The 12196-nt window shown below is 55.5% G+C and carries 12 protein-coding genes; 1 reads left to right on the forward strand and 11 read right to left on the reverse strand.

Annotated features, from left to right (window positions below):
* Positions 1-151: 151 nt before the first annotated feature.
* From solA to J3481_RS00800, 3 genes are read right to left on the reverse strand one after another with little or no spacing between them, the layout of a single operon-like run.
* Positions 152-1300, reverse strand: coding sequence for an N-methyl-L-tryptophan oxidase (solA, locus tag J3481_RS00790; protein ID WP_206830524.1), 1149 nt, complete (start codon positions 1298-1300; stop codon positions 152-154).
* A gap of 16 nt (positions 1301-1316) precedes the next feature.
* Complete coding sequence (locus J3481_RS00795; RefSeq protein WP_206830545.1) at positions 1317-1979, reverse strand: methionine ABC transporter permease; 663 nt, start codon at positions 1977-1979, stop codon at positions 1317-1319.
* Positions 1979-3034 (reverse strand): methionine ABC transporter ATP-binding protein, encoded by a 1056-nt coding sequence (locus J3481_RS00800; protein WP_236010929.1) that lies wholly within the window; start codon positions 3032-3034, stop codon positions 1979-1981. The genes J3481_RS00795 and J3481_RS00800 overlap by 1 nt, the downstream gene beginning before the upstream one ends.
* Before the next feature lie 149 nt (positions 3035-3183).
* Between J3481_RS00800 and J3481_RS00805 the strand changes: the two genes are divergently transcribed.
* Positions 3184-4080: a MetQ/NlpA family ABC transporter substrate-binding protein gene (locus tag J3481_RS00805; RefSeq protein ID WP_206830525.1), complete on the forward strand. Its 897-nt coding sequence runs from the start codon at positions 3184-3186 to the stop codon at positions 4078-4080.
* Between the two features lie 168 nt (positions 4081-4248).
* Here the strand turns inward: J3481_RS00805 and J3481_RS00810 are convergent, their stop codons facing one another.
* From J3481_RS00810 to J3481_RS00845, 8 genes are all read right to left on the reverse strand, one after another.
* On the reverse strand, positions 4249-5484 hold the full coding sequence (locus tag J3481_RS00810; RefSeq protein ID WP_206830526.1) for a thiolase family protein: 1236 nt from the start codon (positions 5482-5484) through the stop codon (positions 4249-4251).
* 60 nt (positions 5485-5544) lie between these two features.
* Positions 5545-6897, reverse strand: coding sequence for a phenylacetate--CoA ligase family protein (locus J3481_RS00815; RefSeq protein ID WP_206830527.1), 1353 nt, complete (start codon positions 6895-6897; stop codon positions 5545-5547).
* Positions 6898-6930: 33 nt separating this feature from the next.
* Positions 6931-8109 carry a thiolase family protein gene (locus tag J3481_RS00820; RefSeq protein ID WP_206830528.1) on the reverse strand — a complete coding sequence of 393 codons (1179 nt, stop codon included), beginning with the start codon at positions 8107-8109 and terminating at the stop codon, positions 6931-6933.
* Positions 8106-8516, reverse strand: coding sequence for a Zn-ribbon domain-containing OB-fold protein (locus tag J3481_RS00825; RefSeq protein ID WP_206830529.1), 411 nt, complete (start codon positions 8514-8516; stop codon positions 8106-8108). Before J3481_RS00825 ends, J3481_RS00820 begins: the two co-directional genes overlap by 4 nt.
* A 128-nt stretch (positions 8517-8644) precedes the next feature.
* Entirely contained in the window at positions 8645-9577 is a 933-nt protein-coding gene (locus J3481_RS00830) for an enoyl-CoA hydratase/isomerase family protein (protein ID WP_206830530.1), read from the reverse strand.
* Positions 9578-9650: 73 nt separating this feature from the next.
* A complete protein-coding gene (locus J3481_RS00835) occupies positions 9651-10094 on the reverse strand; it encodes an SDR family NAD(P)-dependent oxidoreductase (RefSeq protein ID WP_328702025.1) in 444 nt (147 codons plus the stop codon).
* 191 nt (positions 10095-10285) lie between these two features.
* Positions 10286-11509, reverse strand: coding sequence for an IS256 family transposase (locus tag J3481_RS00840; RefSeq protein ID WP_206830532.1), 1224 nt, complete (start codon positions 11507-11509; stop codon positions 10286-10288).
* A 55-nt stretch (positions 11510-11564) separates the two neighbouring features.
* Entirely contained in the window at positions 11565-11909 is a 345-nt protein-coding gene (locus J3481_RS00845) for an SDR family NAD(P)-dependent oxidoreductase (protein ID WP_206830533.1), read from the reverse strand.
* Positions 11910-12196 lie beyond the last annotated feature (287 nt).

Consider the following 12196-nt stretch of genomic DNA (forward strand, 5'->3'; position numbering starts at 1 on the left):
TGAGCAACGAAGACCATCGCTTCACCCGTGCAGTGGCAGAACTTGTGCTGCAGCCCCTCTCCCTCAGGGAATCCGTTGGCAATCCGATGACTCAAGGAGAAGATGTCCGTAAGCTTCGTGCGATACACTGGCGATGGCACCGTTGAACGAACTAGGCAAAGCGCCTGGTTCGAAACAACCTTAACTCTTGCCGCTCGCGACCGTCCGCGATCTCCTCGGCTATCCATTCCCCCAAGGCCGGAGCAAACTTGAACCCGTGCCCACAAAGCCCGACGGCGGCGTACACGTGCGGCCAACACGGGTGCCGGTCGCAGATGAAGTGATCGTCTGGCGTCATGGCGTACATACACACCTGACCCCGATCCGCCCGCGGGCTGGCGAGCGGCAAGCGCCGCCTGACCCATGCTTCGAGCGGCGTGGCATCCCTGTCCCGGAACTGGCGGTCGAGTGCACCAGGATCACACGGCTCTCCGCCGTCGTGTTGCCCCACCTTGTAGCCAGTCCCCATATCTGGAAATCCGTAAAAGGCGTGATCGCCATCATAACAGTAGAACGCAGGAAGGTCAGGTGAAACAGGTCGCACACTCGGGAACCAGGCGACCGCCTTTCGCACGGGGACGACGGGCGCCTGCCACTCGGGAAAGTATCTCCGAAGGACCGCACCTGCGTGAGCCCCTGCCGCGAGAACAAGCATCTCCCCTTCATACGTTTGGGTGTCCCACGTCACTCTGGCCGCTCGGGCCTTCACCGAGATGTCAGCCAGCGGCCCGCCGAAGACGAAGTGCACACCGAGTTTCTCCGCCATGTTGCGCATCGTCTCCATGCACAAGTCGCTCTCCAGAATCCCGCCGAACGGATCCCAGTAGGCGATCTCGCCCGTCGACACCGCAATGTGAGGAAACCTGCGCCTTGACTCGAGGCTTTCGCATGGACCGCCGGAGAGATTGTATTCACGGCGGGCTTGTTCAAGACGACGCGCTTCCGGTGCGTCGGCGGACATGATGCCTACGACGCCGACAGGGTGAAAAAGGACACGGCCCTCAGGCAGGACACCCTGTGCCTTTGCTTCGCTTTCGAGTGCCATCCATGTTTCCCGGGCGACGAGCGCCAGTGTGGTGTACGCAACCCCTTCGCTGTACAGCACGCGCAACATGCGCGTCTCGCCGTGGTGACTGCCAAACGGGTGCGGGGGCCGGTGCGGATCGAACGCCACGACGCGCCGACCTCGGCGCGCGAGCGCGATCGCGATGGACAGCCCCACCGTACCCGCACCAAGGATCAGCGTGTCATACGACTGCACCCTCGCCTCTCCTTTCTCATCGCTCGCGGCGAGCAAAGTGGTATGCGGCGCGATCGCCCACCCACTGCATGATCTCGACGAGGACGATCATCAGCGCCGTTGTGAGCAGCATGACGCCCGTCTCAAATCGCTCGTAGCCATAGCGCACCGCAAGATCACCCAAGCCACCGCCGCCGATGACGCCCGACATCGCCGAATAGCTGATGAGCGTCACTGCTGTGATCGTGGCGCCGGAGATAAGCCCTGGTCGCGCCTCAGGCAACAACACGCGGAAGATGAGCTGCCAAATGGACGCGCCCATGGACTGGGCCGCTTCCACGACGCCGGGGTCGACCTCACGAAACGACGTCTCAGCGATGCGCGCATAAAAAGGCGCCGCGCCCACGACGAGGGGCACGATCGCGGCATTGACGCCGATCGACGTGCCGACGATCCACTCGGTGATCGGGATGAGGGCAATGAGCAGGATGATGAACGGTACCGAGCGGACAATGTTCACGACGACGGACAACACCTGATACAGAGGGCGATTGGCGGCGACACCTCCTGGCCCGCACAAGTACAGCCAAATGCCGAGGGGAAGCCCCAACACGACGGCGCCGATCGTCGATAAAGCGACCATATACAGGGTTTCAAGCGACGCTTGTCCAATTTGACCCCACGTGATGTCCGAGAACATCAACCCGTCACCTCCAGCTCGAACTCACCTGCCGCGGCGAGGCGAAGCGGCCGCACCTTCGCACCGACATCCCGCAGACGGCGCCAGGCGGCCTGGACGCTGTCGAGATCGCCATGCCAATCAAGCACCATGTGGGAATACGGCTTGCCGCCCAACACATCGACGGTCCCTGACAGGATGGTGAACGTCACGCCGTGCGTGGCGGCCACTTGTGCAAGGACGGGTGAATAGGCGAGATCGCCCAGTAGAATCGCTTCACACAGCAGCGCATCCGGTTTCACTTCATAACCCGGGAATCGGCCTGCGAGCTGACCGTCGCGCTTGCCCAGCAGCCGCTTCGCGACTGCCGACTTCGGCTCGAGCAGTACGTCGATCACGCCGCCCTGTTCGACGATCTTCCCTTGCTCCATAACGGCGACGTGGCGGCAGATGCGGCTCACGACCGACATCTCGTGAGTGACGACGACCATGGTCACACCGAGCTTTTGGTGAATATCGACCAGCAGGTCCAAGATCGACTGCGTCGTCTCTGGATCGAGCGCGGACGTCGCCTCGTCGCACAGAAGGACGACGGGATCGTTCGCGAGCGCCCGGGCGATGGCGACGCGCTGCTTTTGTCCGCCTGACAGCTGTGCCGGATAGTGTTTCTCATAGCCCTCGAGCCCTACGAGTGCCAACAAGTCCTCCACACGCCGCTTCGCCTTCTGCGAGGGAACTTTCGCGAGTGCGAGCGGAAATTGCACGTTTTCTTCCACAGTCGCCGACTTCAAGAGATGAAAATGTTGAAAAATCATACCGATCCGCTTGCGCGCCTCTTGCAGCTCCCGCTTGGGGAGTGCAGTGAGTTCGCGCCCATCGACGACGACGCGCCCTCTCGATGGCTTCTCGAGTAAGTTGATGGTGCGCAGAAGCGTGCTCTTGCCCGCCCCTGAAAAACCGATCACGCCGAAAATGTCTCCCGCTTCAATATGGAGCGTGACATCGTCGAGGGCGACGACGGGACGGTTTCCGCTCTCGTAGACGTGCGTGATTCCATCCAGCCAGATCAATAGCAACTCTCCTCTCTCCTAGCTCTCCTGGTCGTGACAATAGCATAAGTTCTCTGGTAACTACGAAACGTCTTGACAGCTCTCGGCGTTTTTCATAGTATACCGATATGAATTTAGAATATCACACACGTCATCCTAGAGTGGAGGGGTCAGATTTGACAAAGAAGTGGATGTCCATCGCCCTGGGCGGTCTTTTAGCTGTGGCCGCGATCGTCTGGGGAATCGTGCGCTCAGACAAGCCAGCTGAGCCGTCGACCGCGGAGGCGAGCACGCCGCACAAGACGATCGTTCTGCGCGTTGGTGCCACACCCGAACCGCACGCTGAGATTCTGAACTATATCAAGCCGATCCTTGCAAAGCAAGGCATTGACCTACAAGTCGTCGTGTTTAACGACTACATCCAGCCGAACCGCGCACTCGCGTCTGGCCAACTCGATGCGAATTACTTTCAACACATTCCTTACCTCGAGGACTACAACAAGAAAAACGGCACTCACCTCATCCCGACGGTGAGCGTGCACTTTGAGCCGCTGGGACTCTACCCTGGCCGGAGCAACAGCCTCAAGAACATCCCGGAAGGGGCGACCATCGCGGTACCGAATGACACCACAAACGAAGCGCGTGCTCTACTGCTTCTCCAGAGCATTGGCCTCATCAAATTGAAGAATCCGAACAGCCTGCAGGAGACGGCGAACGACATCACCTGGAACCCGCATCACATTCGGATTGAAGAGATCGATCCGGCGGCCGTGCCACGCGTGAAACAGGACGTGAACTACGCGATCATCAACGGCAACTACGCGCTCCAGGCGGGCTACCACATCAAGGACGCGCTGGCAGCGGAGAAGGCGAACTCTCTGGCTGCGAAGACCTATGCCAACGTGATCGTCGTGCGGCCTGGCGAAGAGAACAATCCTGCCATCGTCGCGCTCGACAAGGCTATCACGTCGGCGGCCGTAAAGAAGTTTATCGAGCAACATTATCAGGGTTCGGTCGTACCTATCTTCTTAAAATACAACGCGCAAGGAAAGATCGTCGGCGCCATTCAGTAAAACGCCATTTCAAAGAACGTAAGGCGGTCGCTCGGAGTTTCGGCGGCCGCCTTTCTGATGCCGGACATATGATAACACTGCCCATAGTTCATCTGTCGGTCTAAGACTGAGATTCTGAACTCAAGATGCCATTTCGCAATGAGCCCATCGACTCACAGTTCAACTGTGCTATTTGCCCAAAATCGTAATGACCACAGTTGCAGGCTCAGTCCCAATCAATCCCCCTGCATTCTCCTGAATGCCAATGCGGGCCCCCTCAACCTGCCTCTGCCCGCATTCCCCCCGCAGTTGTGAAACCATCTCGAAAATCTGCCCCAACCCCGTCGCTCCTATGGGATGTCCCTTCGACTCCAACCCCCCAGATGGGTTGACCGGTATACGACCGCCGATCGACGTTTCACCCTTTTCCGCGCGCAGACCGCCTTCTCCAACTGGACACAATCCGAGCGCTTCCGTCGCTGCAATTTCGCCAAAGGATGTCGCGTCATGCACTTCTGCAAAAGAAATGTCCTCAGGTCCTATACCTGCCGATTCATAGGCGTTCCGTGCGGCAATAGCCACCACACTGTTCTCTCCGGCCTCGTACGGGGCGTCGCGGCCTGATGAAAGGATTGAAGCGTACACCTTGATCGCCCGTCTACGATCGAACCCGTATTTACTCAGGGCGCCTTCGCTGCATAGGATGGCCGCTGCGCCTCCATCGGTCACCGGGGCACACATGGGGACCGTTAAGGGGTAAACAACGGGTTTCGCGGCCAGAACCTCATCTATCGTGAATGGTTTACGGAAGAACGCTCGCTCATTGTATACGGAGTGTCGGTGATTCTTGGCGCATACCGCCGCCAGCTGCCGCTGCGTCAAGCCATACGTCTTCATGTGATATCGGCAATACGCTGCATACACGTCCATGAAACGACTATATGGGTCTTTCGACGTTGATCCGTCCGGCACCTCGACCCCGCTGCCGAGTTCCTTGAGCCGCTCGAGGTTTTTGTCGACTTCGTGAACATCCCACCCACCCTCGAACAAGGAAAGCGTTTTCTTCTTATCTCCAACATTCATCTTCTCTACACCCACGGCCAACGCAACATCACCAGCTCCGGAGCGGATGTAGTTGATTGCCTCCCACATCGCTGTCGATCCCGACGCACAAGCATTCTCCACCGTAAGCATCGGGATCCCGGAAAAGCCCATAGCGCTTAGGGCGATGGGTCCTGGGATAAAAACCTGTCCCTCCAAGACACCCTGTGTGGTCTGTGCAAAAAACGCCGCCTGAATGTCTTGTATTCGGCAACCTGCATCTTTCAACGCCTGTTCCACGGCCACACGGGTAAGGTCTTTCACACTCATGTCGTGGAGTTTGCCAAACCGCGTCATGCCAACACCGACGATATAGATGTTCATCTGACGCACCTCCTCATCGCCTTCGTAATCATCATCCACCTCACCACGAGGGTGCATCATCTAGTCGACATAGGCCTTCTCAATAAACTTGGTTTTGCCCGAGGTTCTCTCGAGACTGTACGGAGGTACCCAAATAATCTTAGGCGTAATCCGCAGGGTGGCATGCATCTTTTCCTCAATTTCCTTGGATAATGTTTCTAGTTCGTTCTCTTTGATGTTCTCTCCATATTCTACCTTGAGTTTCAAAGGGGGTACGACACGCGGTGGTTTCGTGTCGAGCACAATCCTGAACTCCCCTGTTACTCGGGGGACGAACCCTGTGATGACACCATCGATAGCGGCGGGGTATACCATCACACCCTTCACTTTCAACATATCATCAACCCGACCAATGATCTTGTAACGCCATCCCGATCGTCCGCAGGGGCAAGGATCCGTGAACACCTGCCAGATATCGCCGAATGTCTCACGGCACCACAACATCCCTTCAAAGTCCAGGGAAGTGGTAACCATCATTCCTTGGGCACCATTCTCAAAAGGAATCGGTTCAAGCGTCTCGGGGTCAACGAGTTCGATAAAGTACTTGTCGTCCGCAAGATGGTGCATCCCTTGATACTCTGCATAGTCGCACGAGACGCCGAGAGCACCTCCGTGATCAAAGAGCTTGGCTCCATAGGCCGTCTCTATCCTCTTCCTGACTTCGGGAATCCCTGCTCCTGGCTCTCCGGCGCACAAGATTCTCTTGATGCCGAGGCGCTCAACGGGCAATCCGAGGATCTCAGGCGTCTTCTCAATCAGGTGCTCAACGAGAGAAGGGGTCCCAAAGAGTGTGTCCGGCTTGAACTGTCGAATGAACCGCAGCATTCTCTCCGAGCCCGCTTCTGCTCCTACTGGAAGCACGCAAGCGCCGATATTTTGCATGAACTCGACATATGGGACGCCTGCCATCCACATGCTCAATCCGAAAGCGTGTAAGATCCGATTGCCCGGTCGAATTCCGATCCTCCACAGCATGCGTGAGAACAGATCCGAATACACCTGTATATCGCGTGTCGTGAACGGATATGGCGTTGGATCTCCGGTTGTTCCCGACGTGGCCGCCATCAGAACGACTTTGTCCAACGGAACCGCGATGGTCCTATCGACCATTTTCAGGACGTCACCATCGCAATCCAGGATTAGCTGGCGTCGTTCCGCTTTATCCATGATCGGCATGGCTCGGCTAAAGTCCTCAAGGCTCGCAATGCGGTCTGGTCGCAGACCTGCCTTATCCATCCGCTCTTTCCAATACGGTTTGGCATCGTAGAGACGGGTTAACAATGACTTGATCTTTGCGAGTTGGATTTCTCTCATCTGTGGAGTATTGAGAAGGCTCTCCGCCTCCATGTCCCAGTATTTTCTATCCATTGACATGTTCGTGTTCACCCCGTTATGCTTTGGTCAAATCTATCTTGTAAGGATGTTGATAGCACACGAGCAGAACTCTGTATGAACGTATCCGCCTGAGTTGTGCTGGAGCCCCACTTTCGCCCCCTCCACCTGCCTGTGATGGGCGGTACCTCTCAACTGCTTGACCAGTTCACATACCTGGGATATGCCTGTCGCACCGATGACGTGTCCTTTGGACAGAAGTCCTCCGCTCGTGTTCACAACAATCTTTCCGCCCATGTCCGACAATCCTTCCTCCAAGAAGCGAGCGCCCTCACCTCTTGCACAGAACCCAAGGTCTTCATAATGCTTGATCTCAGCCGGAGCGAAACTGTCATGGACTTCTGCCACGTCAAGGTCCTCAGGGCCGAGTCCGGCCATCTCATAGGCTTGCGCGGCTGCCCTGACGTCGACATCAAAGGTGACAAAATCGACGTCGTCCGCATAGGTACCAGAAGTCAACACGTTGGCCGCGACATAGACGGGGTGTGTCGTGTACTGCTTAGCCGTTTCCGCGTCCATCAGGATGACTGCGGCCGCTCCGTCACCTCTGCCACAACACATATAGAGCGTCAACGGATCGCTAATCATGCGAGCACTGAGCACTTCATCGATCGTCACCGCATCTTGGTATTGAGCCAAGGGGTTCATTGACCCGAAGCGCCGATTTTTCACGACGACCTGGGCAAGATTTTCTCTTGTGACCCCGTATTGAGCCATCATTCTCCTCGCCATCATCGCGTAAATGCCTGCAGCCGTAAGACCGAGATCAAAATCGCGTTCCGGCACGTGATCGGAAATCTGTCCGCGGATGCTCTTGGAGTCCGCCACGTTCATCTTTTCAACGCCAAAAGCTAACCCGATATCGTACTCACCCGTCGCGATACGATACCAGACGTCTCGAAAGGCCACTGAACCGCTCGAGCAGCCATTCTCCACGCGAAAGATGGGAATCTGGGTGATGCCAATCTCTCTGAGGACGATTTGAGGGAGGGTAAAGTACTGGCCTAAGGCGCTGTTCCACTGAGCCGCATAGGCGCCTGTCGCGAGCTGCACCTTCCTGTGACTGACTCCTGCGTCCTTGATCGCCTTCAAGCAAGCCTCCGCTGCCAGATCCGTGATTGAACGTTCCATGTGCCTGCCGAAACTCGTCTCACCGATGCCGACGACTGCGACTTTTCTCAAATTCATGGTCATTTCCTATCGGCCGCTCCCTTTGGCCTAAATTTGTAACAGTAAACGTCTTCGCCTTGCTCGTCCTCCATCAACTTGTCGATCACCATCTCCATCGGCATATCGACTTGCAACACCTCATCCCAGGGCTCGCAGTCGGTAATGAGCGAAAGGAGCCTGATCTTCTCAGGCAGGTCGACAAAGCCGATGACGTAGGGAGGGTTCAGGTGTGGCACACCGAGATAGGTGCAGGTAAAGGTATGGAGCGTACCTGTCTTGCTCAGAAGCTTGTCTTCGAGATCGTCTGAGAAACACGCTGGGCAGACGCGCTTCTTCGGGAAAGCGATTTTCCCGCAGGTCCGGCACTTCTGACCTACGAGGGCCAGCCCCTCCTCCGTTTCTTTGAATAAGCTGGGATCTAATAGTTTCAACTTCTACGCCCCCCTCATATCTACACTCGTGTCAGAAGGATTTCGTATTTGGAGTCCTTGCGCGAGCTTGTGAGCGCCGTGTTCTACATTCCCTTGCTGCCGTACACGGAACACGGCGCATCACAAGGTCATTTCATAGGGGGGAGAGTGGTCCAATCTGGAATTTCGATGCCCGCCTTCTCCCACATCTCACTGAGATATTCGTCATTGTGGCTGACGCCGGGATCCGCCATGTAGTTATACATCTCCATCGCGAAGGCGCCAGCGAAATCCTCGGCCATTCTCTTCTTCAAGGGCTTGCGCATCACTTCGGTCATCCATCGGCGCCAAGCACTGCGCGTGTCCCCACCCCTCATAATTTCCGCACCCAGTTCCCAGGCTCGCTCGTATATTCTTTCTCGCGGCACGACCTCGTTCACCATCCCCCACTCCAGCGCCTGTTGGGCGGTGATGGGGGTCCCCAACAGCATGGCGTAGTTCGCGCGCTTGGTGCCCATGAATTCTTGATATGCAATGTTCACGCCGTCGCCTGACACGAACCCCATCCATCGATGAACGTCAATCATCACGGTATCTTCTGTGCAAATGGTTAAATCGCAATGCAGCGCCAACTCCATGTGGTATCCAGGTCCAGTGATCGCGCCGATGGTGGGAATCGCCACATCAAAGATCAAATTGTTTTGAAGCGGCATTCCATCTCCTATAAAAAATTCCTGACTTACCGCTGCTCGTTGTGCACAATCATCCTCCTTCATCCACTCTTTCCCCTTCTCAACAGCCAGACCGTAGGCTACCCAGAAGTTACCTGTCGCAGTGAGGATCATGACCTTATTCTCAGGGTCTCTGGCAGCCTCAGCGATGGCCTGGTGAATGGCACGATGAAGTGCAATCGACCAGATGACAGGTTTGTTGTGCGTATGCATTCGAAGCATGATCACGCCGTCTCTGCGCTCCATGATGATGTGCTCTTTGTACTTCTCGGAGTACTCCTCGAATTTCGGAAACGGGACGGCAGGTGCAATTTGCGCTTGGTCAACGGTCGGCATCTTAATCTGTGACATCGCTTAATCTCCTTCTTTCCAGATGAATTTGAAGAATCTGAAGTGACGCTAGGAATCGTCGTGATACAGGGCATCAATCTCTGTGGATTTGACCGTCAGCCTGACTTGCTTTCCATAGCATCCGGTATGCGGTCAATTCAGAAAACCCTCCATCAACCGGAATATCGATTCCCGTAATAAAACTGGAATCGTCACTCGCAAGGAACAGGGCAGTCGCAGCAATTTCTTCCGGTCGACCTCCCCGTCCTAAAGGCGTGTGTTTTACGAACGTTTTGTAGAGAGGACCGTTGACGTCAATAATAGGCGTTCGGATAATCCCTGGATGAATCGTGTTCACCCGTATGCCCCAATCCACCAGTTCAAGGGCAGCCGATTTTGAGAGTCCCCGAAGCCCCCACTTGGCAGCAGCATAAGCGGTCGTTGGATGCCCCATCATAGCAGCTAAGGAGCCAATGTTGATGATGGAACCGTGGCCGCTTGTCTTCATAAGAGGTGCAACCGCTCTCATTCCGAGCATTGGACGGGTGTGTCAAGCGTTCTGTGTAAACTCCATTTTGAAGAGATTACTTCGTTCATGTAGCGAGTACCAGGATGTCGTACCTATGTGAGGCTGTCAAGGTACGTCTCCCAGCCTTGACAGCCGATGCTAGGCTGCCATCCTGGCCGGACGTGGCATGCCACACACCGTGGGCATGCCACCTAACGTCGTCACGGAAGGTAAGGCGTCACGCGATCTCCGAAGTAGATGGCCAATTGCCCCAGAATGATGCCCCAGTTGGCCACCCGCATCGTCCATTTTCTCGTCACCTCCATCGTCGCCAGGTACAGCATCTTCAGCAAAGCTTCGTCGGTTGGAAACATGCTCTTCCCTTTCGTCGCTTTTCGCAGCTGCCGGTGGTAGCCTTCGATGATGTTCGTTGTATACATGATTCGCCGCATTTCCACAGGGTACCGATAGAACGTCGCGAGTTCCGTCCAGTTGTCTCGCCACGACTTCACACACAGGGGGTAGCGCGCTCCCCATACCCGTTCAAACTGGTCAAGCTCCATCAAGGCCGCCTCTTCCGTGGGTGCCTGATAGATGGGCTTGAGTGCTGCTGCGACCGCCTTGAAATCCTTATACGACACATACCGTAGCGAATTTCGAATTTGGTGGACGATGCATTTTTGGACATCGGATTGCGGGAAACAGGCGGCGATGGCTTCGCTGAATCCCTTCAGGTTGTCAGTCGAAAAGACGAGCACATCCTGCACGCCGCGCGCCTTCAGGTCGTTCAACACGCCGAGCCAGAACTTCGAGGATTCACTCTGTCCGATCCAGATGCCCAGCACATCTTTCTGACCCTCGATGTCGATGCCAATGACCATGTACGCCGCCTTGCTTACCAAGCGACCTTCATCGCGCACCTTGTAGTGAATGGCGTCGAGGAAGATGACGGTGTAGAGGGGATGCAATGGACGATTCTGCCACTCCTGAATCCGCGGCAAGAGGCGATCGGTGAGGTTCGACACCAGCGTGGGCGACATATCCACGCCGTAGATCTGCTGGAGGTGGTCCTGGATATCCCTTGTGCTGAAACCGCGAGCATACAGCGCAATGACCTGTTCTTCGATACTTGGCATGCGCTTTTGACGCTTTTGCACAATCAAAGGCTCAAACTCGCCTTTCCTGTCTCGAGGAAGCGCGATATCGATATCGCCGAGTTCGGACTGCACCGTCCGCTTGGCGCCGTGGCCATTTCGGGCGTTATCCGTGTCTTTGTGCTTCGCGTCGTATTTGGCATATCCCAGATGCGTGTCCAATTCGGCTTCGAGCATCTCTTGGATGGTGCTCGCGAATAGATCCTTGAGCATGTTTTGGACGTCGTGAATATCCTTCAACTTGCCATCTCGAATGAGTTGACGGATTTGCTCCTTGGATAGAAGTTCCATGTCGGTTCACTCCCCTTGTAGACTCCCACTCCTGGGCTCGGGGAGTTTACACAGTTCATTTTACACTCTCCATTGGACCGGTGAGATCGACGTCCAATATCTTTTTCCAATCCTCTAAATCCATCTCTGTAAGCGTGTATCTAACGTTGATTCCTGCACAGTTGACGAGGATGTGTAATGCTCCGTATTCCTTTTCGACGCTTTGGATGACCTGCTTCCATTCATCCTCCGATGTCACATCCAAATGGTAATAACAAGCCTCGCCGCCCTGACTGCGAATCTCGTTCGCAACAGCCGTGCCATCCTGTTGATCCGTAACGATGACTTTGCAGCCTTCTTGTGCAAAGAGTTTGGCGATTGCGAACCCAATGCCGCTGGCGGCACCTGTGACTAAAGCCACTCTTCCACTCAACTTCCCCGCCGTAACCCCCACCTCCGTTTCGTAACGTTTACGAGGTTAAATTAAGGGTAGCATCCGTGAATGTGCACTGTGAAATAACTACATTGCATGCGGCGTTGACTCGATATGCATAAACTTTATGGGTAAACTCGCACGTCAGTCTCGAAAAATTGACAGTTGTGTTTGCTAACGTAAAAGTTGACCACGTGGGGGTACATTGACAACCAAAAAGTTGACCACCCCGGCACCTCTTTCCTGTACCCTGGAGTTTGGCACGAACTCTGGGG

Origin of the sequence: Alicyclobacillus fructus, assembly GCF_017329605.1 — a bacterium.
Classification (GTDB): Bacteria; Bacillota; Bacilli; order Alicyclobacillales; family Alicyclobacillaceae; genus Alicyclobacillus; species Alicyclobacillus fructus.